The 25,643-nt window shown below is 39.3% G+C and carries 25 protein-coding genes, 1 tRNA gene and 1 pseudogene; 2 read left to right on the top strand and 25 right to left on the bottom strand.

The window, feature by feature from the left end; all coding sequences use genetic code 11:
* Positions 1-28: 28 nt before the first annotated feature.
* Together NSQ85_RS06005 and NSQ85_RS06000 are read left to right on the top strand one after the other, a co-directional pair.
* Positions 29-457: an Ltp family lipoprotein gene (locus tag NSQ85_RS06005; RefSeq protein WP_340781358.1), complete on the top strand. Its 429-nt coding sequence runs from the start codon at positions 29-31 to the stop codon at positions 455-457.
* A 103-nt stretch (positions 458-560) separates the two neighbouring features.
* On the top strand, positions 561-1,640 hold the full coding sequence (locus NSQ85_RS06000; RefSeq protein ID WP_340781357.1) for a site-specific integrase: 1,080 nt from the start codon (positions 561-563) through the stop codon (positions 1,638-1,640).
* Between the two features lie 11 nt (positions 1,641-1,651).
* On the opposite strand, the gene NSQ85_RS05995 is transcribed toward NSQ85_RS06000, so the two are convergent.
* The 25 genes and pseudogenes from NSQ85_RS05995 to leuB form a co-directional block, all read right to left on the bottom strand.
* Positions 1,652-1,723 (bottom strand) — tRNA-Arg (locus NSQ85_RS05995).
* Between the two features lie 50 nt (positions 1,724-1,773).
* Positions 1,774-2,121 (bottom strand): 50S ribosomal protein L19, encoded by a 348-nt coding sequence (gene rplS, locus NSQ85_RS05990; RefSeq protein WP_002950935.1) that lies wholly within the window; start codon positions 2,119-2,121, stop codon positions 1,774-1,776.
* A 127-nt stretch (positions 2,122-2,248) separates the two neighbouring features.
* Positions 2,249-3,475, bottom strand: coding sequence for a voltage-gated chloride channel family protein (locus tag NSQ85_RS05985; protein ID WP_014621688.1), 1,227 nt, complete (start codon positions 3,473-3,475; stop codon positions 2,249-2,251).
* A gap of 9 nt (positions 3,476-3,484) precedes the next feature.
* Positions 3,485-3,757 carry a chorismate mutase gene (locus NSQ85_RS05980; protein WP_011226101.1) on the bottom strand — a complete coding sequence of 91 codons (273 nt, stop codon included), beginning with the start codon at positions 3,755-3,757 and terminating at the stop codon, positions 3,485-3,487.
* A 74-nt stretch (positions 3,758-3,831) separates the two neighbouring features.
* Entirely contained in the window at positions 3,832-5,367 is a 1,536-nt protein-coding gene (locus NSQ85_RS05975) for a ClC family H(+)/Cl(-) exchange transporter (protein WP_111679623.1), read from the bottom strand.
* A 50-nt stretch (positions 5,368-5,417) separates the two neighbouring features.
* Positions 5,418-5,861, bottom strand: a complete 444-nt coding sequence (locus tag NSQ85_RS05970) for a flavodoxin (protein WP_002888085.1) — start codon at positions 5,859-5,861, stop codon at positions 5,418-5,420.
* An 85-nt stretch (positions 5,862-5,946) separates the two neighbouring features.
* Entirely contained in the window at positions 5,947-6,318 is a 372-nt protein-coding gene (locus NSQ85_RS05965) for a hypothetical protein (RefSeq protein ID WP_100262455.1), read from the bottom strand.
* Positions 6,319-6,329: 11 nt separating this feature from the next.
* Positions 6,330-7,049: a matrixin family metalloprotease gene (locus NSQ85_RS05960; RefSeq protein ID WP_100262454.1), complete on the bottom strand. Its 720-nt coding sequence runs from the start codon at positions 7,047-7,049 to the stop codon at positions 6,330-6,332.
* A gap of 119 nt (positions 7,050-7,168) precedes the next feature.
* A complete protein-coding gene (locus tag NSQ85_RS05955) occupies positions 7,169-7,951 on the bottom strand; it encodes an alpha/beta hydrolase (protein ID WP_340781356.1) in 783 nt (260 codons plus the stop codon).
* 124 nt (positions 7,952-8,075) lie between these two features.
* A complete protein-coding gene (locus NSQ85_RS05950) occupies positions 8,076-9,737 on the bottom strand; it encodes a ribonuclease J (protein ID WP_100262452.1) in 1,662 nt (553 codons plus the stop codon).
* Positions 9,738-9,917: 180 nt separating this feature from the next.
* Positions 9,918-10,676, bottom strand: a complete 759-nt coding sequence (locus NSQ85_RS05945) for an ABC transporter ATP-binding protein (protein ID WP_179971959.1) — start codon at positions 10,674-10,676, stop codon at positions 9,918-9,920.
* Positions 10,673-11,542 (bottom strand): ABC transporter permease, encoded by an 870-nt coding sequence (locus NSQ85_RS05940; RefSeq protein WP_340781355.1) that lies wholly within the window; start codon positions 11,540-11,542, stop codon positions 10,673-10,675. The genes NSQ85_RS05945 and NSQ85_RS05940 overlap by 4 nt, the downstream gene beginning before the upstream one ends.
* A gap of 9 nt (positions 11,543-11,551) precedes the next feature.
* Complete coding sequence (gene trpX, locus NSQ85_RS05935; RefSeq protein ID WP_100262449.1) at positions 11,552-12,553, bottom strand: tryptophan ABC transporter substrate-binding protein; 1,002 nt, start codon at positions 12,551-12,553, stop codon at positions 11,552-11,554.
* Positions 12,554-12,704: 151 nt separating this feature from the next.
* Positions 12,705-12,926: a DUF4649 family protein gene (locus NSQ85_RS05930; protein ID WP_002950961.1), complete on the bottom strand. Its 222-nt coding sequence runs from the start codon at positions 12,924-12,926 to the stop codon at positions 12,705-12,707.
* A gap of 415 nt (positions 12,927-13,341) precedes the next feature.
* Positions 13,342-13,527 (bottom strand): hypothetical protein, encoded by a 186-nt coding sequence (locus tag NSQ85_RS05925; protein WP_157795620.1) that lies wholly within the window; start codon positions 13,525-13,527, stop codon positions 13,342-13,344.
* Between the two features lie 106 nt (positions 13,528-13,633).
* On the bottom strand, positions 13,634-14,023 hold the full coding sequence (locus NSQ85_RS05920; RefSeq protein WP_332068229.1) for a hypothetical protein: 390 nt from the start codon (positions 14,021-14,023) through the stop codon (positions 13,634-13,636).
* A gap of 593 nt (positions 14,024-14,616) precedes the next feature.
* Positions 14,617-14,751, bottom strand: a pseudogene (locus NSQ85_RS05915) (YSIRK-type signal peptide-containing protein); the annotation flags it as partial.
* 719 nt (positions 14,752-15,470) lie between these two features.
* Positions 15,471-16,973 (bottom strand): pyruvate kinase, encoded by a 1,503-nt coding sequence (gene pyk / locus NSQ85_RS05910; protein WP_340781353.1) that lies wholly within the window; start codon positions 16,971-16,973, stop codon positions 15,471-15,473.
* A gap of 69 nt (positions 16,974-17,042) precedes the next feature.
* Complete coding sequence (gene pfkA / locus NSQ85_RS05905; RefSeq protein ID WP_024009942.1) at positions 17,043-18,062, bottom strand: 6-phosphofructokinase; 1,020 nt, start codon at positions 18,060-18,062, stop codon at positions 17,043-17,045.
* Between the two features lie 91 nt (positions 18,063-18,153).
* Positions 18,154-21,264, bottom strand: coding sequence for a DNA polymerase III subunit alpha (locus tag NSQ85_RS05900; protein ID WP_340781352.1), 3,111 nt, complete (start codon positions 21,262-21,264; stop codon positions 18,154-18,156).
* A gap of 152 nt (positions 21,265-21,416) precedes the next feature.
* Positions 21,417-22,202 carry an L-threonylcarbamoyladenylate synthase gene (locus NSQ85_RS05895; RefSeq protein WP_179971966.1) on the bottom strand — a complete coding sequence of 262 codons (786 nt, stop codon included), beginning with the start codon at positions 22,200-22,202 and terminating at the stop codon, positions 21,417-21,419.
* Between the two features lie 96 nt (positions 22,203-22,298).
* Positions 22,299-22,889, bottom strand: a complete 591-nt coding sequence (leuD, locus tag NSQ85_RS05890; protein ID WP_179971967.1) for a 3-isopropylmalate dehydratase small subunit — start codon at positions 22,887-22,889, stop codon at positions 22,299-22,301.
* 9 nt (positions 22,890-22,898) lie between these two features.
* On the bottom strand, positions 22,899-24,281 hold the full coding sequence (gene leuC, locus NSQ85_RS05885) for a 3-isopropylmalate dehydratase large subunit (RefSeq protein WP_179973333.1): 1,383 nt from the start codon (positions 24,279-24,281) through the stop codon (positions 22,899-22,901).
* 30 nt (positions 24,282-24,311) lie between these two features.
* Complete coding sequence (locus NSQ85_RS05880; RefSeq protein WP_011681246.1) at positions 24,312-24,593, bottom strand: DUF1294 domain-containing protein; 282 nt, start codon at positions 24,591-24,593, stop codon at positions 24,312-24,314.
* A 4-nt stretch (positions 24,594-24,597) separates the two neighbouring features.
* The gene (gene leuB / locus NSQ85_RS05875; protein ID WP_340781351.1) at positions 24,598-25,635 is read right to left on the bottom strand and encodes a 3-isopropylmalate dehydrogenase; all 1,038 of its coding nucleotides are present in this window, start codon (positions 25,633-25,635) and stop codon (positions 24,598-24,600) included.
* Between the last annotated feature and the right edge of the window lie 8 nt (positions 25,636-25,643).

The raw sequence follows: 25,643 nt of genomic DNA, 5'->3' as shown, positions 1-25,643 counted from the left end.
CACGTTAAAAGCTGATGGAGGAAATATTATGAAAAAAATATTGTCTTTTGGTTTGCTAAGCCTTTCTGTTATTGCTCTTACTGCTTGTTCTCAAGCCAAAAGCACGTCTTCTCAAACTAGCAAGACGTCAGAGGCTAAAACCGAGCAATCAAGTGAAAGTAAAGTGCCTAAAGAGTATAGAACAGCGGTAAGCAAAGCTAAACAGTACGCTGGTACCGTTCCAATGTCTAAGGAGGGACTGCGCTCTCAACTAGTCAGTTTCGATAAGTACTCTCAAGAGGCTTCTAACTACGCTGTAGACAACGCTGGTATTGACTATAATAAGCAGGCTCTTGAAAAAGCGAAGCAATATCAAGATACTATGGCTATGTCTCCAGACGCAATACGTGATCAATTGGTAAATTTTGATAAATTCACTCAAGAAGAAGCTGACTACGCAGTTGCCAACCTTAAATAACAAAAATCCCTGTGCTCTCAAGCTTCGACAATCATGAGTGCGGGGATTCTTTTATTATATTTTTGGTTCTGGTGTAAATTTATATTTTAGAGGGATTAGATGAATGGCATCGTACAGAAAACGCCCAAACGGATGGGAATATCGTATAAATTATTACGATTCTACTGGTAAACGCAAACCGAAAACTAAGGGTGGTTTCAGGACTAAGTCAGAAGCTATCAAGGCTGCTGCTGAGATGGAACTGAAACTTCAAGATAACATTAATGTCGATGAAGATATTACTCTATACGATTATTTTAAACAGTGGTGTGAGGTTTATAAGAAGCCAACTGTTTCGAAAATAACTTATAAGGCATATATCAACAGTCAGCGCAAGATAGAGTTATTTTTCGGCGATAAGAAGCTGAAATCTATTACTGCCACTGAGTACCAACGTGTGCTGAATAGTTACGCTAAAACTCACGCTCAAGATACTGTCGAGCGTTTTAATGTGCATGTCAAGGCGTGCATTGAAATGGCAGTGCATGAAGGATATATCAAGCGTAACTTTTGCAAGTTTGCTAAAATCAACGCAAAGAACAAAGGTCGTGATATTGAAACGAAATTCCTAGAGGTCGAAGAATACGAGCGATTGATCTACGAGACAAGCAAGCATCCAGAGTATGCGTCTTATGCAGCACTCTATATCATCGCCAAAACTGGTATCCGTTTTGCTGAGTGCCTTGGTTTAACAGCGGATGATATCAACCGAGATACTGGCATGTTATCAGTCAACAAAACATGGGACTATAAAAACAATACTGGATTTATGCCCACAAAAACAAAAAGCAGTATCCGAGAGATACCGCTTGATGATGAATTTATAAACTTTATCGACCAAATGCCACCTACCGATGACGGCAGACTACTACCTTCACTATCCAACAATGCAGTTAATAAGACCTTGCGTAAAATCGTTGGTCGTGAAGTACGTGTCCACTCGTTAAGGCACACTTACGCTAGCTATTTAATTGCCCACGATATTGACTTGATTTCTGTATCGCAAGTTTTAGGGCATGAAAATCTGAACATCACACTTGAAGTTTACGCTCATCAATTGCAAGAGCAAAAATCACGCAACGACGAAAGGATAAAACAAATGTGGACAGAATGTGGACAAAACGCTTTAAAACCGCATGGTTAAAGGATTAAAAATGTCCTCTGCCGGAATCGAACCAGCAACGACTCCTTAGGAGGGAGTTGTTATATCCATTTAACTAAGAGGACTTATTAAAAAATCTGCCACGAGGACAGATTTTTTCAGTGAAATCTGTAAATTATTTACGGATTTCTTTGATACGTGCAGCTTTACCTTGCAAAGCACGCAAGTAGTAAAGTTTAGCACGGCGGACTTTACCGTAGCGTACAACTTCAATCTTATCAACACGTGGAGTGTGGATTGGGAAAGTACGTTCTACACCGATACCGCTTGAGATTTTACGAACTGTGTACATTTCTGAGATCCCTTGACCTTTGCGTGAAATAACTACACCTTCAAAGATCTGGATACGTTCGCGAGTTCCTTCGACAACTTTTGCGTGAACGCGAACAGTGTCACCAGGACGGAATGATGGGATGTCAGTACGAAGTTGACCTTCTGTCAAACTTTGGATCAATGGATTCATTTTTATATACTCCTATCTTACTAATCTTAAGAGCAACCTCTGTGTCCCAGCGGATTAGCCGTTATTTTTGTGTGTCCATTACACACTCTTAGTATCTTATCAAAAAATTATCAGGATGTCTAGTATCTTATTGCATTTCTAGCATTTTTTGTTGACCATAAATACTTGTCTTATGATTGATAATATAAGCAAAAGCCATGACAATCGCATAAGGGATTGCATTAGCGGGGCCAAAGACCTCAATACCAATAAAAATCGGTGCTAATAGAGTATTGGTGCTACTACCAAAGACCGACAAATAACCAAGACCTGCTACAAGAGAGATAGGAAGACCAAGAATGGGTGCTAGCACAGCACCAAGACTTGCTCCGATGGCAAACAAAGGGGTTACTTCTCCTCCTTGGAATCCAAGAGATAAGGTAAAGACAGTCAAGAGAAGTTTAAAGAGCCAATCCAATGGATAAATGGTCCCACCATCAACACTTAAAGCAATCAAATTCGTTCCAAGCCCTGTATAGCGTCCCTTACACAAAATCAAAAGAAGACAGGTTAAGACGACACCTCCTAAGAGAACACGATAATAGGGATTGGGGAGCAAACTTGCTACTTTCTTTTTAGCTAGTGACAAGAGATAAGCAAAGAGGTTTCCTGCTAGACCAAAGGCCAAACCTAAAAGAGCTAATTTCATAAACGTCTCAAGGTCAATAGTCAAACTTTTGGATACAAAGTGGCTAAATTTTTCAAGACCTAAGAGATGGCTTGTTGTACTAGCCATAAAAGATGCAATAAGAGTCGGTACTAAGATTGGCAGGCTTAACTGTCCTAAGGTCAAGACCTCAAGTGCAAAGAAGGTCGCAGCGATTGGTGTTTGGAAGAGTCCTCCAAAACCAGCGGCCATTCCCATGGTCAAGAAAATGCATGAAGCATTAGGGAGCTTAAAATAGCGACTAAAAGCATGAGAAACTGTGGCCCCTAGTTGTACAGCAACTCCCTCACGACCTGCGGATCCCCCGAAAAGGTGGGTCAGCCATGTGGTTACAGTCACCAGTGGAATTAACCTTAGGGGAACTTGATCCTCCTCATTATGTCCAACCTTGAAAATCAAGCCCATTCCCTGCGCTGCCTTACCAGCAAACTTTTGGTAGAGGTAAACTATCAAAAGACCTGCTAAAGGAAGTGCCGGGACTAGATAAAAGAGATGGTGGTCACGAAATTCCGAGAGTCCTATAAGCACGCGCCCAAAAACAGCATCAATCAGTCCAACCAGTACCCCTAACAAAATTGCATAAAGACTTAACATTACTAAATGTAAGTAAGAAAGACCTTTACTATCACTTAATTGTCTTACTTTCATCCTAGGGGCCTACTTTTCTTCTAGCTTACTTGCTTGATAAGTACGTGAATGCTTCATAATATCCGCAAAACTTGCGACGATAGCTTCTTTATATTCAGGATTAAGAACACTAGCGCCTACCTTGTCTAGCAGGGCTTGCTCTCGTTCGGGATCATAAATCGCCTTTCCAGTGCGTTGTTTATAAGCACTTACTCGAGTTACCAATTTCATACGTTCTTCCAACAAAGCCACAATCTCATTATCAACGGAGTCAATCTGTTGGCGAATCTCATTTAAGTCCATACTGACCTCCTTTTTTTCTCTCCATTATAACAAAAATGACCTGAGGACAAAAGAGCCTCAAGCCTTTGAATTGATTATAAAAAGAGTTTTCTTACCTGACTGATATTACTTTCATTAACAACCAGATACAGGGTTGCTCCTGCTTTTAGACGTGTGTCTCCGTGAACAACCTCAGACTGGTCTTGAAAAATCTGAGTGGAAATCAAAACCCCGTCAGGTAAAGTTAAATCCTTAACCAATCGACCAGCTAAACTATCTGTAACTGGTAAATCAATCATCGTCGGTATATTATCAACTTGTTTTGGTTCGTGAGCGATTAGATTGTGAAGCATGGCTTCATAGACAGGTTCTCCTCCCATGAAATCCATGACGAGATAGGCAATCAGGGTCACGACTCCAATTGTCATCAATTGGTGAAGGTTCCCCACCATCTCAGTCACTAAAATCATAGCAGTTAGCGGTGCCTTAGATACCGCGCCGAAATAACCAGCCATACCAAGAATGATAAAAATAGGGAACTGACTGACTTGTAAGAATCCTAGATTTTCAAAAGCTGCCGCAAAAACGCTACCAGAAAGAGCACCTAGAGTTAAAATTGGAAGGAAAATCCCACCAGGAAATCCTGAACCAAAGGACAACATACTCCAAACAAAGCGAATAGCCAAATAGAGGATGGCCACAGTTAGAGCAGGATGTAAACCATTTAAAGCAAGAATCAATTCATTTCCACCACCTAAAAGATGTGGAAAATAAAGACCAATAGGAATGATAAACAGAACTGCCAAAAGGCCATAAAAATGAGATGGCAAGTGGAAGATTTTCCCTAACCCTTGGTAGACCTTACCAATACGTAAGACAACCCACTCATAACCGTATCCAAGCACACCTAGAAAAGTCCCCAAGAGAATAAGAATCCAATAATCTTTCAAAGGAAATACTGGTAATTTTTCTGTCATAGCAAGGACTGATACCTGACCAAAGATGCGTAGGGAAACAGCATTGGCCACTAAAGATGCCGTTAAAGCTGTCACCCAAACAGGACGAGAGAAATGATGATAGACTTCTTCAACGACAAACAAGAGACCAGCAATCGGGGCATTGAAGGCAGCCGATAATCCTGCTGCTGCTCCTGCAGCAATCAAGACACGTTTCTCACGTGCAGAGAGCTTAAGTCCCTCGGCTAATCCCTTAGCAGTCATGGCACCTAGTTGAATACTAGGGCCCTCACGTCCCAACATCAGTCCCATTGAAATCCCAAGGACACCACCCACGAACTTACGCCATAATACTGACCACCAAGACGGATGTAAGAGCCCCATCAGTTCCCCTTCAACATGGGGAATTCCTGAGCCCTTGATGTCTTTTTCCTGCTTAATAAGGTAACCAATAAAAAGTGCAATCAAGAGATTAACCAGGACAATTCCCAAAATCAGATGTGGATTATGAAGGGCGTCTTTGTATATAGCTACAGAAAACTCGGCCCCTTTGGCAATTAACCAGCGAAAAAGACTGACCACTGCTCCTGCCGTCACCCCCACTAAGAGCCCTCGCCAAACGGACCAAAGAAGATGTTGAGATTGCGTCCTAAAATCTCTTTCTATTTCATTCATAAAAACTCCATTTTAACTACAATAAAAGCAGACTTTACTCTGCTTTTTTCTTATGCTAATGCTTCTGAAATTTTTTCAGCGAAAGCTTCAAGGTTTTCGATATCTTCATCTTCAGCAGAAAGGTCAACCTTGACGCTATCAGCACCCTTAGTCGCTCCTGTGAATGTGAATTGATTTTCAAACTCATCCACTGAATGACAGAAATAATCGTAGAAGGTATCTCCTGAACCTACAACACCAAAGATTTTACCTGACAAGTCAAGGTCAGCCAAATCTTCGTAAAAGTCAACGATTTCATCTGGCAACTCACCATCACCATAAGTGTAAGTCGCTACGATACAGATGTCCGCATCTTCAAAATCAGCGGCATCAACCGTTGTACACTCGTCTACATCCACAGTGTGACCCAATTCTTCCAATTTTTTGGCAACAATATCTGCGATTTCTTCCGTATTACCGGTCATACTGGCATAAACGATTTTTGCTAAAGCCATAATGTCCTCCAAAATAATAAATTAGCTATATTATATCATACTTTTTCAGAAAATAAACGCCGTAATATCCTAAAAAAACTACCCCTTAGGACAGTTTTAAATTTTGCAAGAGTTCGAAATGTCGATAGACAAGCCATAAACCAATAGCAATGACAAGCACAAGAACTACGGCTCTCATAAGACCTTTAAGAAAAGTCACGAACCAGGTTATAATCATAGATGTCATTAGCCAAGTCAAACCTGAGGCACCATATAGGGTTCGAATATTCTCAAGGGAGTGGCTAGTTAAGGTGTTTACCCAAGTGGGAATATAGATCCAAATATCATCACCTGATAAATCCAAACGGTAGGCAATCATGGTTCCCGTTGTTTGCAACCAGGTAAATACCCCAGCATTGAAAAGAATGAGAAAGCTTTGCATAGGGTAACGCCTAACAAGGTGTTTAATATAACGCATGACAGACCTCCTTAATTGGCATAAAGGGCATGAACCGTATCAATATCCACCTGTTGAATACCGTAATAAGAACCCGCTGATTGCATAACTGATGTCTTAGAGTCATCGTGATCCAAGCCAATGGCATGCCCCAATTCGTGCTCGGCCGTATTAACAATACGTTTGTGGGTATAACCAAAATCACTATTCAAGAGGAAATAACGATTCAACTTAACATCCACATGAGTGATACGATTTGTTAAAATATTAGTCTGACTATCCGCTAGACCAGCTGCTTGTGAATTAGCATCGGAATAGTCTGTCGCAACAATATCAGCTGTTGACGCATCATCTGTCAGAGTAAAGATGAAAGCACCCGTTTTGTTCCAGTTTGTGATAGCTTCCTTATAAGCAGCTACCAAGGTTTCATCTGTAGATTGAATATAGATGCTAGCTGTATTTTGTGCCCATCTGGCACCATTAGACTCAGGAATTGTATCTGTCGTCGATAGGTTTGAAACGACCTTTTCAACATCACTTGTATTGGTCCCACTAAAACCTAGCTCAACTTGTCGAAAGGCACGGTTAATGTTTGTAGCTAAGGTACTTGAAGAGTTGTTAGCATAATAGATAAGTCCATAACCAACTATGGCTAGGATAAGGGCAAGTTTAAAAATAGCCCAAATAAGATTCCATATAAATCGTAAGAGAAGTTTGGGAATATAGAAGATTACTCTCAATAATTTTTTCAATACAGAGCCTCCTTTTCGAAATTTCCCCTAGTATATCATGCTCTAATCATTCTAGAAAGTAAAAAATATCACTTTAAGCTTTTATCATCTCTTTGACAAGATGTTACATACTTGACCAATTAGGATAAGCGTTCTTCTTTAATATAATCAATAGGTAACCATTCTAAATAGGCCTCTAGTTGTTTTTCCCAATAATACCACTCGTGTCTTCCATGGTCTATACTGTAGTCAATATCTAGGCCAAGAGCCTTCAAATCAGCAACTGCTTGATCTTGAGTGTCAAAAAGGAAATCTTCCAGACCACACCAAGCAAAAAATTTAGTTTTCTTGTCATGTTGCTTGGCTAAATTAACCAATTTATGCTGCTCAATATCTTTTCCTTCCAAATCACCAAAGACACCCCGCCAGTATTCCTTGGACTCAATGGTCTCATCTCTAATCATCTCTGTAGATAAACCAAGGGCACCAGAGAAGGAACCTGCGCAAGCAAAGTTATTCGTGGTTAAGGCAATTTTAAAGGAACCATAGCCACCCATAGAAAGTCCAGCAATAAAAGTCTTTTTACGCTTCTTTGTCATACTTGGGAAAAAACGTTGCATGACTTGAGGAAGCTCCTTAGCAATGGCATCGTAATATCTTACGCCATATTTAGTATTTGTATACCATCCATTTTCAGAATTAGGCATAATGACAATGAGGTTGGTCTTACGAAGGAGACGCTGAATATTCGTACGGAAGGCCCAAGAATTATGATTCCCCCCCATACCATGAAGAAGATAAAGGACTGGAATGTCCGTATCACTTTCCGTTTCAGCAATCTGATCACGATCCGGATAGATAACATCTACTTGACGGTATTGTCCTAGAACAACTGATGAGTATTCAATTTGAAAAAAAGCCATTTGTCTTTTCCTTTCTTAATGATAGAAAAGCTGGGACAGCCCAGCTTTTTCTTTTTCAAAATAGTCTTGTGAGACTTTCTAATATCAATGAATGTAAGTAACATACTCACACTCTAATAATTAATTAACGTACTTCCATAACAACTGGAAGAATTGCTGGGCGACGTTTGGTTTGGTCAAAGAGGAACTTAGCCACATCATCGCGAACCGCACCTTTAAGTTCTCCCCAATCAAAACTATCTCCTGCCAAGTAATTTTCAACAGTTGCATTGACAATATCAGCAGACTCACTTAGGATATCACGGCTCTTTTCAACATAGACGAAGCCACGCGTATTGACACGCGCTCTAGAAACAATCTTACGCTCCTTTTTATTGACTGTAATAGCAACGATAAAGATACCGTCTTCAGACAAGACCTTACGGTCACGAAGCACGATATTTCCAACATCACCGATAGCATTACCATCAATCATAACATCACCAGCTGGGACAGCACCTTCATGAAGGAAACCTTGGTCCTCTGATAAGTGCATGATATCTCCACGCTTAACAATGTAGATGTTTTCTGGAAGGATCCCAACTTCAAGGGCTAACTCAGCATGAGCTTGAAGTTCACGGTACTCCCCTTGGACTGGGAAAAGATACTGTGGACGAAGAAGATTCAGCATCAATTGAAGCTCACGAGCATTGGCATGTCCAGATACACGAAGATTCTGTGTAATCATCTTAACAGTCCCACCAGCCTTATAGATAGCATTGTTTACGCGTGCGACCGCTGCTTCTTTAGCAATACTTGGTGTGGTTACGATATAAACTAAGTCCCCATCTTTGATTTGAACATAACGGTGACGGCCAACTGCCATTTTTTGAAGACCGTCGATTGGCTCTCCCATACGTCCATTTTCGAGGATAATCAACTCGTGGTCTTCGAACTTGTTCATATCCTTTGGTTTGACAATGAGCTTCTCATGCTCCACAGTCAATTTCTTAAGACGGATAGCTGTACGAACAATATTTTCAACGTCAAAACCTGTAAGAACAACGCGACGTCCATGTTCAGCAGCTGAATCAAAGACTTGTTGAATACGAACCAAGTTTGAGGCAACTGCTGCAATAATAACACGTCCATCTGCATCGGCAATAACTTGGTCAATCTCTTGGCCAACTTCTGCTTCTGAAGCTGTTTGTTCAGTACTTGTCGCATTTGCTGAGTCTGACAAGAGGGCCAAGACACCTTCTCGACCGATTTCAGCCAAGCGACCTAAATCAGTTTTGTAGTAAGGGCGAGCAGCTTGGTCAAACTTGAAATCACCAGTATAGACAATATTGCCTCGGTCCGTCCCAAGAACAATCCCCATTGATTCTGGGATAGAGTGAGTTGTCTTAAAGAATGAGACCACTGCATCATCGAATTCAATTTCAGTTTCTGAGTCAATGACATGGAAATTATTGAATTTATTAACGCCAGCATTTTTTACAAAAAGCTTAGCTAACTCAATAGTAAGTGATGACCCAAAGACTGGTACTTTGGCGTCTTGCAAGATATAAGGTAGGGCACCAATGGCATCAGCGTGCCCATGCGTCAAGAAAATCCCCTGGATACGGTCTTTATTTTCAACCAAATAATCTAAATTAGGGATAACAAAGTCAACACCTAATTGTTCATTCTCAGGATACCTTAGACCAGCATCCAAGATAAAGATAGAGTCGTTAATTTCAACAATATAGAGGTTCTTAGCATTTTCACGCACTCCACCTAGGGCAATAATTTTAATATCGCTCATGCTTGTTTTTCTCCTTTTTAGTTTGACTCTCTTCTAGAGCCTATTTATACAGACGGTCCAAGAAGCTGAACGTTCATGCGAACAGTCTCCTTGTCGATTTACAGGCCACAACAAAAAAGTTGCATACTCTTTAAGTATACAACTTTTTGGCTTATTTTACAATTTAGAGTCAATCTAGGCCTATTCGAACATAGCGTAGTAGTCTGTGATATCCAATTGATCCTTTTCTTCCTTGGTAAGATCTTTAATGATTTGTCCATCCTTCATAACGATAAGACGGTTCCCATATTTTAGAGCATCTTCCATGTGATGGGTAATCATCAAGGCTGTAAGATGGTCTCTCGTCACAAACTCATCAGTCAACTTCATAAGAGCCACACTTGTCTTAGGATCCAAGGCTGCGGTGTGCTCATCTAAGAGCAAGAGCTTAGGATGTTTAAGTGTCGCCATTAAGAGGCTAAGGGCTTGACGCTGACCACCTGATAGAAGACCTGCTGGTGTTTCCAGGTGTTTTTCCAGACCGTTACTAATCAGTTCAATCAAACCTTGAAATTCCTCGGTATACAGGTGAAGATGACGTGATTTAAGACCACGTTTTTCGCCACGGTATTTGGCAATCAAAAGGTTTTCCGCAACAGTCATTCGAGGAGCAGTTCCCATTTTAGGATCTTGGAAAACACGTGAGAGGTGTTTGGCACGCTTCTCAGCAGGTAGAGCCGTAACTTCCTCATCCATGATAAAAATCTGACCACTAGTCAACATGAGGGTTCCTGCAATGACGTTGAAGAGGGTTGATTTTCCGGCACCATTTCCACCAAGGATGGTAATAAAATCACCTTCCCTAATGGTAAGATTGACATGATCCAAAATGATTTTTTCAGTGTCAAAACCGTTATTAACCTTAACAGTTGCATCTTTGAGTTCTACAATAGCTGTCATCGTGATAAGCTCACCCCCTTATATAATTTTCGGCGCAGGACAGGCGAAATCAAGCAAAGGGCTAGAACAATCGCACTAAAGAGTTTTAGGTAGTTAGTGTTAAAGCCAAGAGCGATTACAGCTGTCAAAAGGAACTGATAAAGGATTGAACCTACACAGATGGCAATCAATCGTTCCAACAAGGTCAAGTTAGTCCCGTACAAGACTTCACCAATGATAATGCTGGCAAGTCCGATGACTATGACCCCAATCCCTTTTGAAACGTCGGCATAACCGTCCTGTTGACTAATCAAGGCTCCTGAGAGGGCAATAATACCATTTGAGATAATAAGTCCCATAACTTCCATTGAATCCGTATTGATACCGAAAGATTTGGCCATATCGCGGTTATCACCAGTAGCAATGTAGGCTTGGCCTAGGCGCGTGTTAAGAAAGGCAATCAAGGAAGCAATAACGATAGTTACAGCTAAGAGACCAACGATTAAGAGGTTGTAATCCTTACTAAAAGGAAGCAGATCTTGAATTGTCTTAATACCAAGGAGACCTAGATTGGCTCTTCCCATTATCATAAGCATGACTGAGTTAAGGGAAGTCATGACCAGAATTCCTGCCAATATCGTTGGAATTTCTCCTTTTGTATAAAGGAGACCAGCCACTAGACCAGCAAGACAGCCGGCTATTACAGCAACCAAGGTCGCCAAGATAGGGTTCCAACCAAAATTCATGAGGGTTACTGCTACTGCCCCACCTAAGGGGAAGGAACCTTCTGTCGTTAAATCAGGAAAATCTAAGATACGGAAAGTCATGTAAATCCCAAGACCTAAGATTCCGTATAGAAGACCCTGATAAATGGATGAAATAATCATAAGTACTCCTTATTTATCAGCTTTAACAGCAATGTCTGACTGCTTAAGCACATCGTCAGGTATGGTGATGTTAAGATCTCGAGCAACTTTAAGGTTTAGCGTTGGAGTCCCATCATCAATCACATCAACTGGGACATCCTTAACTTTTTTACCTTTAAGAACTTTAACAGCACTACGGGCTGTAGCTTTTCCAAGCTCGTATTGGTTTTGAGCGACTGAGGCCAAACCGCCTTCTTTAACCATGGTATCAACAGTTGTATAAACGGGAATCTTAGCTTGATTGGCTAAAGAAATTACTGTTGAGAAAGCTGATGCAATGGTATTATCCTGAGGTATCCAGATGGCGTCAACCTTACCAGTCATTACTGACATGGTTGTGTTGATTTCATTGGTTGATGGTACAGCGTATTCAACCACATTTAAACCGTCTTGTTCAACATATTTTTTAAAGCTTTCAACCTGTGATTTGGAATTGTCTTCACTTGAAGCGTAGAGAATACCTATTTTTTTGGCATTTGGTGTCAGTGATTTGACCAACTCTACTGTCTGCTTAATAGGTACTTGATTGGAAGTTCCTGTGACATTACCTTCCGGATGCTTGAGATTCTTAACTAATTTAGCCCCAACAGGATCTGAGATAGCTCCCATAATGACTGGAATATCCTTGGTAGCTGCTGCTAGTCCCTGAGCTGCTGGCGTTGCAATACCGATAACAACATCGTTTTTGTCGTTGACCAATTGTTTAGACATGGTTTGAATCTTAGATTGGTCCCCTTCGGCATTTAGGAGGGTAATTTGAACCTTGTCCCCTTTATAGCCAGCTTCCTTAAGTCCATCCTCAATACCTTTCTCGATTTGATCCAGGGCATCATGAGTGACGAACTGGAGGATTCCAACTTTAGCAACCTTATGGGTATTTTGCTGTTCTTTTTTGAACAGATCTGTACCAATAGAGCCGAGCGTCAAGATAGCTAAGAAAACCAAAGTCCAAATTAAACGCTTGTTTTTCATATCTGTCTCCTTATATAAATTATTAATATAAATTCTTACCCTCTATTGTAAGTCATTTTCAGTTAACTAGCAATATTCTTAATTTATAAAAAAAACCTTTAAAGAAGAAAAAAACCAGAAGCTATCTTCTGGTCCTTTTTCTCATTTTTTCTTACTGATATTGAGCTAAGTCTAACTTCATAATATGGAAGTAAAGGTCACCGAATTGTCCTTTGTATTCAATATCATGGCCGTTGATGGTTACCTTAGTTACTGGCGTTGAGTCTGGTATGGCAATCCAACAGGCTTGCTGAGCTCTAACGAATTCATTGTAATCTTCAAATGAGATATGGCATTCTTGCTTAGCTGCATTTAGATAAGAAATTTCAATCATGGTAGGACCTCCTTATAATCCTTTAACTGAAATATAGCTTACACTTCCTAAAAGGCAAAGTCAACTCTGACGACTTAGGAAAGTATCACGCATGGGTATACAAATAGACCACCCCATAACGAATGCTGTGAGGTCTATATTAATTGGAATCAGAATTCTACTGCCTTAAACGACTGCTAATCGATTTCAACATTTGCATCGTTTTCTAGCATAGAATCCCATTTATGCTAGAAGACTTGCCAGACCAACAAATGCAAGATTTGAATTCTCGCTACCAGTTTCTGGATAGACAAGATCCTTAGTATCTTAAGGTTCTGGTTGTGATTGTGGAGTTATCTGTGATTCTGGAGTTGGAGTCACAGTATGTTTGTAGATGTGCTGAGTATTACCATTTTCATCTACTACTCTTCTCAAATTAATAACTCGGGATTTCTTTCTTCTCTTGTTCGCCATCTTCTGTTGGGGAACAAGAAATTTCAGCTTTTGCTTGTTCACTATCAACTGTAGGATTTTCTGGAATTTCCTTACCATTCTTATCTACAAATGACCTAACTGGCAATACAGTAGGTGGGTAGGTCACTGAAGCCTTAGTACCGTTCACATCTTCATGAACCACTGTAAGTGCTGGGACAGGTCCTGTAAATTAAGCTTCTGGTGTGAATGTTACTGTACCATCTGCAAACTACCTTGTAACTCCCAAGACTATTTCATGTCTTGGGAGTGGTGCTATCTTCAAATGTAACTGTAACGGCATCATTTATTGATACTCGGATGTCACCTTCTGTAAATCCTGTTTGAATTGCAATCTTATTACCAACTGAAGTAACTGGTGTGACAGTTGGTCTATACTTATCAGTTGCAGTTTTAAGAGCATTATCTGACATTTTACCATCTCTATCACGACCAACTGAATCCATAGGAGAAACTGTTACACCCTTGGCAGTCCCACTAAATCCTGGGATTGGTACAAAGGTAACCTTTACAGTCATCTCATCTAAGTAGATTCCTTTTCCTTCTACAGTCAAAACAAGATCATTGATTACATTTCCAGTTGTTGAATCGACAAGCTTGAACAGATAATCAAAAACAAGTGTGATTTTAACTTTCTCATTATTATTATTTGTTCCTTCAATAGTGAATTCTGGAGTAGCAGTTTAACTAACTCCTTGAACATCCATAGAGGTCTTGTCTTCCCCTTCAAGTTCTTTTGGAGTAACAGTTGGAATATGGAATATATAGTCCATCCATGCTATCCCAGAATTCATTTATAGAAGAATGTGCTTCTTTGTCTTTAGAAACTCAATCAGTTGTATAGCCGTTGTTATCAGTAATCTGATTCAGTATTCATTATGGCTACCTCAGTTGCCTCTAATTCATTATTTACAGCAAATGCTGAAGTATTTGTCTAACCGTTAGCAACTACCAAATTCTCTAAGGAGGATTGAGCTGTGAAAGATGATTCATAATTCTTGATTCTTGGCTTCTGATGTTTGACTTGATGAATCCATCGATTTAGCAGTTCTACTACCGTTATCTGTAGATTGAGAAGCTTCAGTTTTAGCCCTTGCTTAGCTATCTGTAACTGATGTTGCAGTTTCACTTGTTGATTCGCTCGTAATAATTGATACCAATGTACTATTATAGTTTTACATCTTGACTAGTGGTGTAGCGGCACTGTTTGAACTTCTGTAGTTAACTCGTCTGCTAAAACTTTGTTATCAGTACCAAGCATTACAAGAGTTCCAAGTAAGACAGAGCACACGGCTACATTGAGTTTACGAATTGAAAATCGACTTATACAATTATTTAATAAATCTTTACCCACTTTGGGAATCCTCCACACTTAACATTAAAGTATCTTACCCCTCAATGAGATTAAGAGTATTTTAAAATATTAATCGTTTAACATTCTAACACGATCAGGAAAGTTAATTTATTTTTTATATAAATATAACTTTATCCAAGTCTATATAAAATATATGCGTATGTTTAGCAGTATTTAAAATTGTTCAAAAAGATAATTTTAAGATTTCATTATTTTAAAGAAAGCGATTATATTAATTAATTTTTAAAAAATGAATTCAAAGGAAATGTTTAAATTTCTAAATCTTAATGATTATGGTTAACTCCATAAAACGTCTCTTCATTATCTTTTTGAAAGTTTTTTAGGAACTTTAACAAATTTTGAAAGCACTCTTAAAATAAGTGTAGCTAAGACAATATATTTCTAGGCAAATTATCTTAAGCAATTGAATTTAGCTGGCGATTTAAAATAGGAGTGTAGAGCGTAAACTATTACAGCTATACCTGAATCTTTTAGGAATTTACAATCAAAATAAAAGCTAAGATTCAAAAAAAATCATCTAATTTATCATAATACTCATTTATAACCAACTCAGCTATTTTATATAGCCCCATTAATCCACTTCCTCAAATATAATCTATATAGTATTTTCCACTAGATAAATTTTATAGTTAAATAGAATATAAAACTAAAAAAAGAAGATCCTCACGGACCTTCTTTATATTTAAGTATAACTTATATTATTTAACTGTGCGGATACGCATAGTATTTGTATTACCAGAACCAACTGGAACACCAGCAACAATAACAATGTTATCACCTGATTCGACAAGACCTGATTCAAGAGCAACACGCTCAGCAACTTCAAACATATCATCAGTAGATGAAGGTATTTCAGTAACAATTGGAATAACACCCCAGTTAAGCATCAATGATTTTTGAGTAAGTTCATCGAATGTTACTGCCAAGATGTCAGCTTCTGGACGGTATTTAGAAATCAAACGAGCTGTGTTACCAGATTCAGTAAGTGCAACAATAAGTTTGATATCCATTGAGTTGGTAGCTTCTTTAACTGCAGATGCAACAACTTCAGTTTTACTTGAGCGATCAAATGTTGATGGATCAAGACGACCATACTCTTTAAGAAGAGCTTGAGCGTTTTTATTAATTGTAGCCATTGTATGAACTGATTCAACTGGATATTTACCGTTTGCAGTCTCACCAGAAAGCATTGTCGCATCAGTACCATCGATAACAGCATTAAACACGTCAGATACTTCAGCACGAGTTGCACGTGGTTTTTCTGTCATTGTTTCAAGCATGTTTGTAGCTGTAACAACAAATTTACCAGCAGCATTTACTTTAGTGATAATCATTTTTTGGTAAACTGGAACCATTTCGAATGGTACTTCGATACCCATGTCACCACGAGCGATCATGATACCATCAGCAGCTTCAATGATTTCATCGATATTATCGATACCTTGTTGGTTTTCGATTTTAGCCAACAATTTAACGTGGCCGTTTCCAGTTTCTTCACAGATAGCACGTACTTCTTGTACGTCTTTCGCAGTACGTACAAATGAGATTGCGATAAAGTTAATACCTTGTTCGAGACCAAAACGAATATCAGCATTATCACGTTCAGCAAGTGCTGGGAAAGGAATTTTAGTGTTAGGGATGTTTACACCTTTTTGTTTAGCAATAATACCATCATTTTCAACTTCAACGATAAATTCACGTTTTTCAGCATCCTTGTCTACAACACGAAGACCAAGTTTACCATCATCCACAAGAACTTGTTTACCAACTTCTACATCGTCGAAAATGTCAAGTCCACCAGCAACGTTCAAAGCAATAACGTCGCGAGTTGATTTGATACCTTGTTTAGTAGCAATACGGATTTGTTCACCAGTTTTGTATGCATACTCTTTAGCATCACCTTCAAACAATTCAGTACGGATTTCAGGTCCTTTAGTGTCAAGAAGGAAACCTACTTTTTGACCAGCAATAGATTCAGCCATACGTACGACATCCATACGTTCACCTTGCTCAGCGTGGTCACCATGCGAGAAGTTGAAACGGAAAACGTTAGCACCTTCCTTGATCAATTGAGCAATGTTTTTAGCAGATGCATCAGGGTCAAGTTTTTCACCCCAGTAACCATCTTCACCAAATTTCTTGCCACCACGGATTTCAACCGCAGGACCAAGTGTAGCAACTATTTTTACGCGTTTATTCATGATAAATAAAACTCCCTTATATTTATTGTCGCTTTTGCGACGGATTAACAATAATTAGTAGAACCGCTATTATTTCAAGTTAGCTAAAGAACGGTTAAGCTCTGCAAAATCAAGACGAGCTTTGTGTGGATTGTTTACGATAATTTTACCGTCTTCAGTAAGACTGAACAAAGCACCTTCTTCTGCTGTACCAAGGATTGGACTTTCAACAAGTTGTTCATTATGGATACCCACAGCAACACCACCAGTTCCTTTTTTAAGAAGATCAACGGCATGTGCACCCATCCATGAAGCAAGAACACGATCACGTGCAGTTGGTGAACCACCACGAACTACGTGTCCAATATTTGTAGTACGAAGGTCTGATGTATCTCCAGCTTCTTTCATTTTAGCTGCAAACTCTTCAGCACCCATAACGCCCTCAGCAAGCACAATAATGTGGTGAGATTTTTCGCCAGATTCATAACCTTCTTTAACTTTACGAACCACTTCGTTGATGTCATATTCTTCTTCTGGCACAATAATTTGGTCAGCACCTGAAGCAATACCAGCCCAAAGAGCGATATCACCAGCGTTACGTCCCATTACCTCAACGACAAAAGTACGTCCATGACTGAAAGCTGTATCTTGGATTTTATCCAAAGCTTCTGTTGCAGTTGCAACGGCTGTATCAAATCCAATTGTATAGTCTGTACCAACGATATCGTTATCGATAGTTCCTGGGAGACCAACTGCTGGGAAACCATGTTCAGTCAAACGCATAGCACCATGGTAAGAACCATCTCCACCAATAACAACTACACCTTCGATTCCATGTTTTTTAAGTTGCTCAATACCTTTAAGTTGACCTTCAAGTTGGGCAAACTCGGGATAGCGAGCAGACTGAAGGAAAGTGCCACCACGGCTAAGTATGTTTTCTACGCCTTTGGCATCAAGTTTGAAGATATCTCCTTCAACCATACCGGCGTATCCACGGTTAATGCCGAACACTTCAATTCCTTCGGAAATTGCTTTGAGAACAACTGCACGAACGGCAGCGTTCATACCAGGGGCATCTCCACCACTGGTCAAAACAGCAATACGTTTCATTATTCCTGATACTCCTTTTATATATTTAACATTTTCATTATAACACAAAGAATTATAAATGGCTTTAAATTTGAAAAGTTTTATCGTTTTTTTAACGTAAAACCGTTTTCAACACAAAAGGTGCTAATTCCCTACTGAGTTCTTCGTTCTTAGACACTTTATATCGTTGACTAACTATCGTTTCATTGCTTCCCTGATAACGAATAACCACAGGAATATGTCCAGGATACTTGGCTAAAATGTGAGAAACTTCTAAATCTTTATTATGATTCTCTAGTAAAATCCAGAAACGCTCAGTGCTAGCCTCCTCTATATTTGACAAAATTAATTGAAGACGTCCGTCGCGCTCTTGAGTTCGTCCTTCTAGATAAAAGAGACTGCCTTCGCTTAACTTATCTTTGTGATAGAAATAAGTCTCTGGAAAAAGAGTGACATCCAGTTTATTCACCCCATCAAAAACACTTAGAAAAGCCATCTGGTCTCCCTTTTTCGTTCTGATAATGCGAACTGATTCAAGCTGGACCAAAACTGTAGCCTTACTGTTTAAAGTCAACTCAGAAATTGGTTGGTAGGGCCGTGATGCCATTTTTTGAGCTAAATGTAATGGATGTGTACTAAGTCCAACTCCTAGTAGATCCTGCTCTATACTGTAGCGTTCTGTCTGACTATAGTCTTCGTACTCCACCCAAGAATAAGATGACTCTGCAAACAAACTCCCTAATTCATTAACAAAAGTAAAGAGGTTGCTTAAGTTTCCGATGATTTTCCGTCTATTAGGCTCAAAACGATCAAATAATCCTATTTGGATCAAAGGTGTCAAAATATCTACTTTTTGATATTTACTAGGAATACGTGTCAAAAAATCCTCTATAGAAATGTATTTACCATTTTGTTGGCGATCCTCAATAAGCCAAAGTGCAAAATCTCTGGGCAAACCTTTTATGGTTTTTAGACCTAGTACAATCTTTCCATCAGAAATCTTGTTCATATAAGGAATTATATTAATATCCAGGCTAGCTAAAGAAAAGCCATTTTCAATTGCATCCCTAATGTAATCACTTGACGAATAATTTAACATGACGTCATAGAATATCTGAGGATAATGCGTTTTAAAATAAGCCAATTGGAAGGCTAGGGCTGAATAAGCATAGGCATGGCTTTTATTAAAACCATATCCTGCAAACTTAGTCATCATACTAAAGAGACGTTTAGCAACCTGTGGGTCACGCCCTAACTGACGACTTCCTTCCATGAATTGTTCGGACATCTTGGACATTTCATTGGCATCTTTTTTAGACATTGCCCGACGAAGCAAATCGGCTTTTCCAAGGCTAAAGCCAGCAAATGCTTGGGCAATCTGCATAACCTGCTCCTGATAAAGCATGATACCATAGGTAGGTTCAAGAATTGGAGCAACCACTGGGTCAATGAGATCTACTTTCTCCTTACCATATTTACGAGCAACAAAATTATCTGTATAATCGCTAGCTCCTGGACGGTTGAGAGAGGTTGTCGCTACTACTTCTTCGAATTTAGCAGGTTTAATCCGTTTAAGGAGATTTATAGCACCTGCCTGCTCGAATTGAAAAATTCCCTTTGTCTTACCACTGGCAAAAAGCTCTAGGGTTTGTGAATCTTCTAAGTCAATGGATTTGATATCAATAGCAATTCTCTGTTCTTCTTCAAGCTTCTCTTTCATTTTTTGAACAAAGGTCAAATTTCGAAGCCCCAAGAAATCCATCTTAAGCAAACCATTGGCCTCGACTGCGGAAGCATCGTACTGCGTAACCATCATGTCCTCACCTGCCTTAAGAGGAATATGATTGGTCAGGTCATCATCGCTCATCACGATACCTGCAGCATGTATGGAGGTTTGTCTTGGCTGGCCTTCAATAGCCTTAGCAATTTCAAAAGCTCTCTGAAATTCCTGCCTCTGATTAATTAGCTGTCTGAATGACATATTTTTATCATAGACAGTTGTCAAAGTATCTCGAAAAGATATTTTTTTACTGAGTTGGGATAATTCAAATTCCTTAGCTCCAAAACGTTTAAAAACATCTCGGATAGCCTGCTTAGCCCCAAAAGTTGAAAAAGTAACAATCTGTGCAGAGTGCTTACTACCATATCGGTCTCTAACGTAATGAAGAAACTCACTTCGATAAATATCAGGTAAGTCTATATCGATATCAGGCATACTGTAACGTTCCTCATTTAAGAAACGCTCAAAAAGTAAATCATTTTTAACTGGATCAATCCCAGTAATATCAAGGACATAAGCTACCAAACTCCCTGCAGCAGACCCACGTCCCATTCCCATATAATAACCTCGACTACGACCAAAACGTAACAAATCCCAAACAATCAAGAAATAGTCATCAAAACCCATTTGATGTATTATTGACAATTCCTTGTCTAAACGTTCCTGATAAGCTGGTTCTCTTAACGCTTTACTATCTAATCCAGATTGAGCTAACTGACGCAATTGATCAACTGCTGGCATTTCACGATTAAAACGAGGAAGCTTGAGATTTGCATCAAATTGATAAGAGACATCTGAAACAAGCTGATTCAAATTATTTAAAGCCTCTGGAAGCTTACTATAAGCTTCTTCCATTTTTTTGGCCGAAAAAAGGAGCTGATTCATAGGACAGATGAATACCTCAGACAAGGACACATTTTGTGAGATAGCATGTAATGTCTGGATAGTCGAGCGATCTGCATTTTTAAAGTAACGCACTGTATGTAAAGGAACCACAGGATAATCAAACTCTTTACCAGCATCCTCAGGTCTTACCCCAATGAAAACTTCTGAGCCAAGACTCATCCCAGGTTCCCAGTCCTCACTTGGAAGAATTAGGGCAATGTCATTCAGATAGTCTGAAAAATGTGTAAACTCCCGCTGTCCTGAAGACAGCTCTGTTGCCAACTTCATCAAGTTTTTATAGCCCTGATTATTTTTAGCTAATAGGCGAAAGGGAATTTTTCTCCCTTCATAGAATAAATTAGCTTCTGTTCCAATTAAAGGACGTAAACCATTTCTGATTGCAAGCTGGGCAAAATGATAGGCCGCATAGAGATTATCACGATCCATCAAACCAATGCTTTGATAACCAAGCTCTTTGGCACGTTTTACATAGGTGTTTAAATCTACAACACTGTCCATGAAGCTATATACTGATTTTGTATCCAATTGTGCAAACATGAAGGTCTCCTCTCAACATCATTTTTTGTCAATTAAGAATTTAGTTTTCTAGAAAAAATCAAAGAAACCTATTCAAATAGTATTATAACAAAAGTTTTTAAGCATATTAAAAGCAGAACCAAGGGTTCTGCTTTCTTGAAGACATTATTTTCTTAATAATACTCACCTTGACGGTAGTTCCAAGAATTAAAGTGGTCTGAAAGGTTCATCATAATTTTATCTATATCAAGACCTTTACGGATAACTACTGGACATGGTTCTACAGAACGGCTTCCCTCACCTTGTTCAGGAATTAATTTACCGTCTGCATCAACCATTGATACCATAACACCTTGTTCATAACGTGTTTCAACAGTTTTATCAGACTGAATTGACGCAACGTATTCATCAGCTTCAATGACAAGGTCAACAGCATTTTCAATACGTTCACCAATACCTTCAACCTTACCACGGTTACCTTTACCTGAAGGGTTTGCTGATGAAGCATAAACCATCTTACCTTCTTTTTCCCACATTTCTTTGGCAATTTGCTCACCAGGTTTACCAAATTTAATAACGAAACATGATGTTCCACGTGCATCAGTCATAAGCTCTTCACGGCCATCACCAAATGCTTGGAGTTTTGTGTAAGCATCCTCACGCCACGGAAGAATACATCCAAGAAGGATATCTTCATCCCAGTGCTTTTGATAGAAAGCATCAATTTCAGGAGTCAATTGTGCCAATGCACGCAACTCATCCATGCTTCCGCAAAGAACAACACCTGGTTTGTTACGGTTACGTTCTTTAGCTTCGAATTTACGTTCCAAACCAGCTTTATCGCTAGTCATAATAATATAACCAACTTTAGTTGGTGTAACGATACATCCACCCTCACCTTTAAGAATTTCAAAACCTTCTTGGTTAAGGTTACCATCCCATTGGACATGTTTAGTCATAATGTGTGTTCTCCATTTAATTTATAATACATATATTTTATCATGTTCATAGCTATCAGGCAAGTAATTTTCGGAATATTCGAAAATATAAGACTATTACTGCCAATAGCTTGGACGATGTTTTTCATACTCGGTTATCAAATCCTCATACTGCAGGGTAATCCCTATATCATCTAATCCATTTAAAAGTTTATGTTTCCATTCACCATCAATTTCAAAAGTGAACTCACCAACCGGTGAAATAATTTTTTGTCGTTCTAAATCTACCGTCACTTCATCAGTAGGTTTTAATTGTTCCAATTTTCGACGTACTTCTATCGGTTGAACAATTGGTAACATCCCATTATTAAGTTCATTATTGTAGTGAATGTCTCCGAAGGAACCTGCAATAACAACTTTAAATCCGTAGTCAGCTAGGGCCCACGCAGCATGTTCGCGAGATGAACCTGCACCGAAATTATCACCTGTTATTAAAATAGTTGCTTTACGATATTCAGGTCGATTAAAAACAAAATCAGGATCCTCAGTGTATTTGTTATCTTTATAACGCCAAGAATACATCAAATATTTTCCAAAACCTTTTTTGTCAATCAGTTTGAGAAACTGTTTGGGAAGAATCTGGTCGGTATCGATATTATCATTCATCAATGGAACTGTCGTACCGGTATAAATGGTGAATTTTTCCATGTTTCCTCCTTATTGTACTTCTGGCATTCGGCGAACATCAACGAAATGTCCGGCAATAGCTGCTGCCGCTGCCATTGCAGGACTACAAAGGTGTGTTTTTGCTCCAAACCCTTGTCGATCCTCAAAATTTCGATTACTTGTTGAAGCACAATGGACCCCATCAGGCACTTTATCTGGATTCATTCCAAGACACATTGAGCATCCTGGCTCTCTCCATTCAAAACCAGCATCTTTAAATATCTTATCCAACCCAATTTTCTCTGCAGCTTGTTTAACAGGTCTAGAACCTGGAACCACAATAGCTGTTAAATTAGGGGAAATTTTCTTACCTTTAACAAATCTGGCTGCCAACTGCAAGTCACTCAAGCGAGCATTAGTACAAGACCCAATAAAGACATACCCAAGATTAATGTCTTCTGCTTTTTGACCCGGACGAAGACCCATATAATGATATGCACGCTCATCATTCATATCTCGAACTTCAGGGAAAGGTGTATCAAAATCTACCCCCATAGATGGATTAGTTCCCCATGTGACCATTGGTGCCAACTCAGAAACATCCATGCGAATGACTTTATCGTATTCTGCATCATCATCACTAACTAGTGTCTTCCAGTCAGCTACTGCTACATCAAAATCCTCAGGAACACATTCTCGACCACGCATATAATCATATGTTACTTGGTCTGGATTCATAATTCCCATTTTCGAACCAAATTCAATTGACATATTACAGATTGTCATACGTTCTTCCATAGTCAAACAGTCAATTGCCTCACCGCGGTACTCTACAACATAACCCAGTCCACAAGCAACCCCATATTTAGCAATCAAGGCGAGAATGTAATCTTTTGAATAAACGCCTTTCTGAGGCTTCCCAGTGAATTCTACCAACATCTTTTTAGGTTTGACTTGCCAAAGTGTCTGTGTAGCAAAGACATGCTCAACCTCGCTCGTTCCAATACCAAAGGCAATAGCTCCAAAGGCACCGTGGGTAGCTGTGTGACTATCCCCACAAACAATAAACTTACCTGGTTGCGTACGCCCTGTTTCTGGACCAACCATATGTACAATTCCTTGCTTATCCGAACCATGTGACGCATTGTCAATACTAAACTCAATGCAATTTTCAGCAAGTTTATCAATTTGTGCCTTAGAAATAGCATCTCTAATATCAAAGATATTCACAGTTGGAACATTATGGTCAAAGGTCCCAAAAGTCAGATCTGGACGCCTTACTTTACGTCCTGCATCACGAAGACCTTGGAAAGCTTGGGGACTAGTCACTTCATGAATATAATGTTGGTCCACGTACATAAGTTGGGGTTGCCCCTCGTCACCTTTAATTACGTGGCGTTCCCAAAGTTTATCGAAAATTGATTTTCCGCTCATAAAATACTCCAATTATAATCTAAGGATTGGTTAATCCGAAAGCTTCGTTAGGATAAGGTATAAAAGAACGACATCTATAACAATCCCTGAAAGCCAGCAGAACTTAAAGTACCATTTGTTAATTTTATGTCTAAATAGTCTCCCACCTAGAAAGGCACCAATACCACCAAAGATAATAGTCTGCAATAATAATGACTTCTCAGAAATCCGTCTCTTATGTTGAATAGCCTTATGTTTATCAAGTCCATAAACGGATAAGATGACTAGATTCCACACCAACAAAACACTTAGTAACACTAATTTCAGTGTCATGATTTTAGAGATTGCTAATAATAGCTGCTGTCATTTCAGCAGTCGAAGCCTGACCACCCAAATCACGTGTCAAGATGCCTTGATTCAAGGTCTTATCAACAGCATTTTCAATCAATTCTGCCCCTTCAGTTTCATTAAAACTTTCACGTAACATCATAGCTACTGACAAAATCATTGAAATTGGATTGGCAATACCTTGACCAGCGATATCTGGTGCTGAACCATGAATCGGTTCATAAAGACTTGGACCGTTTTCAGAATGACTAGCAGACGGCATAACACCTAGGGTACCTGGAAGAACACTTGACTCATCAGATAAGATATCACCAAAGAGGTTTTCAGTCACAACAACATCAAAGCGAGCTGGGTTGGTAATCATAATCATTGCTGCACTATCAACGAGCTGGTGTTCAAGAGTTACATCTGGAAACTCCAAAGAAACTTCATCAGCAACCTTACGCCACAATTTAGAGGTCGCCAAAACATTTTGTTTATCAATGCTAGTAACCTTTTTGCCACGACCTTGGGCAATCTTGAAGGCACGACGCATGATGCGACGAATCTCATCAGCTGAATAATCATTTATATCACGAGCCTTATCTTCCTCTAAAATGTGCTCACCAAAGTAAATACCACCTGTAAGCTCACGAACAACGACAAAATCTACGCCTTCAATACGCTCCGGTTTAAGAGGTGACAAGTGTTTCAAAGCATCAAAGATACGAACAGGACGGATATTAGCAAAGAGATTCAACTCCTTACGAATGGCCAAAAGCCCTTGTTCGGGACGAACTGGTGCATTATCATATTTAGGTCCGCCAATAGCAGCCAAAAGGATAGCATCTGCCGATTTAGCAGCTTCTAGAGTAGCTTTAGGAAGTGGATGACCCTCAGCATCGATACCAGCACCACCAAAAGGTTTAGCATCAACATCATAATCAAATCCAATTTTTGAAGCTACTTTATCCAGAACTTCAAGACCGGCTGTCATGATTTCAGGTCCAATACCATCACCAGAAAGTGTTACAATTTTTTTTGTCATATTTAACA

Origin of the sequence: Streptococcus sp. FSL L8-0526, from assembly GCF_038007145.1 — a bacterium.
Taxonomy (GTDB): domain Bacteria; phylum Bacillota; class Bacilli; order Lactobacillales; family Streptococcaceae; genus Streptococcus; species Streptococcus thermophilus.
The sequence above is the reverse complement of the archived record's forward strand: the minus strand, read 5'-3'. Positions and strand labels throughout refer to the sequence as shown.

Excerpts from the sequence above, each read along its gene's own strand:
- leuB (WP_340781351.1), bottom strand. The coding sequence starts at position 25,635 with ATGACAAAAAAAATTGTAACACTTTCTGGTGATGGTATTGGACCTGAA.
- leuC (WP_179973333.1), bottom strand. The coding sequence starts at position 24,281 with ATGAGCGGAAAATCAATTTTCGATAAACTTTGGGAACGCCACGTAATT.
- NSQ85_RS05930 (WP_002950961.1), bottom strand. The coding sequence starts at position 12,926 with ATGATTGAAATTTCTTATCTAAATGCAGCTAAGCAAGAATGCCATATC.
- NSQ85_RS05880 (WP_011681246.1), bottom strand. The coding sequence starts at position 24,593 with ATGACACTGAAATTAGTGTTACTAAGTGTTTTGTTGGTGTGGAATCTA.
- NSQ85_RS05940 (WP_340781355.1), bottom strand. The coding sequence starts at position 11,542 with ATGATTATTTCATCCATTTATCAGGGTCTTCTATACGGAATCTTAGGT.
- NSQ85_RS05980 (WP_011226101.1), bottom strand. The coding sequence starts at position 3,757 with ATGGACTTAAATGAGATTCGCCAACAGATTGACTCCGTTGATAATGAG.
- NSQ85_RS06000 (WP_340781357.1), top strand. The coding sequence starts at position 561 with ATGGCATCGTACAGAAAACGCCCAAACGGATGGGAATATCGTATAAAT.
- NSQ85_RS05965 (WP_100262455.1), bottom strand. The coding sequence starts at position 6,318 with ATGCGTTATATTAAACACCTTGTTAGGCGTTACCCTATGCAAAGCTTT.
- pfkA (WP_024009942.1), bottom strand. The coding sequence starts at position 18,062 with ATGAAACGTATTGCTGTTTTGACCAGTGGTGGAGATGCCCCTGGTATG.
- pyk (WP_340781353.1), bottom strand. The coding sequence starts at position 16,973 with ATGAATAAACGCGTAAAAATAGTTGCTACACTTGGTCCTGCGGTTGAA.
- rplS (WP_002950935.1), bottom strand. The coding sequence starts at position 2,121 with ATGAATCCATTGATCCAAAGTTTGACAGAAGGTCAACTTCGTACTGAC.
- NSQ85_RS05950 (WP_100262452.1), bottom strand. The coding sequence starts at position 9,737 with ATGAGCGATATTAAAATTATTGCCCTAGGTGGAGTGCGTGAAAATGCT.
- NSQ85_RS05945 (WP_179971959.1), bottom strand. The coding sequence starts at position 10,676 with ATGACAGCTATTGTAGAACTCAAAGATGCAACTGTTAAGGTTAATAAC.
- NSQ85_RS06005 (WP_340781358.1), top strand. The coding sequence starts at position 29 with ATGAAAAAAATATTGTCTTTTGGTTTGCTAAGCCTTTCTGTTATTGCT.
- NSQ85_RS05985 (WP_014621688.1), bottom strand. The coding sequence starts at position 3,475 with ATGAAAGTAAGACAATTAAGTGATAGTAAAGGTCTTTCTTACTTACAT.
- leuD (WP_179971967.1), bottom strand. The coding sequence starts at position 22,889 with ATGGAAAAATTCACCATTTATACCGGTACGACAGTTCCATTGATGAAT.
- NSQ85_RS05970 (WP_002888085.1), bottom strand. The coding sequence starts at position 5,861 with ATGGCTTTAGCAAAAATCGTTTATGCCAGTATGACCGGTAATACGGAA.
- trpX (WP_100262449.1), bottom strand. The coding sequence starts at position 12,553 with ATGAAAAACAAGCGTTTAATTTGGACTTTGGTTTTCTTAGCTATCTTG.
- NSQ85_RS05895 (WP_179971966.1), bottom strand. The coding sequence starts at position 22,202 with ATGACTAAACATGTCCAATGGGATGGTAACCTTAACCAAGAAGGTTTT.
- NSQ85_RS05955 (WP_340781356.1), bottom strand. The coding sequence starts at position 7,951 with ATGGCTTTTTTTCAAATTGAATACTCATCAGTTGTTCTAGGACAATAC.
- NSQ85_RS05900 (WP_340781352.1), bottom strand. The coding sequence starts at position 21,264 with ATGTTTGCACAATTGGATACAAAATCAGTATATAGCTTCATGGACAGT.
- NSQ85_RS05975 (WP_111679623.1), bottom strand. The coding sequence starts at position 5,367 with ATGAATGAAATAGAAAGAGATTTTAGGACGCAATCTCAACATCTTCTT.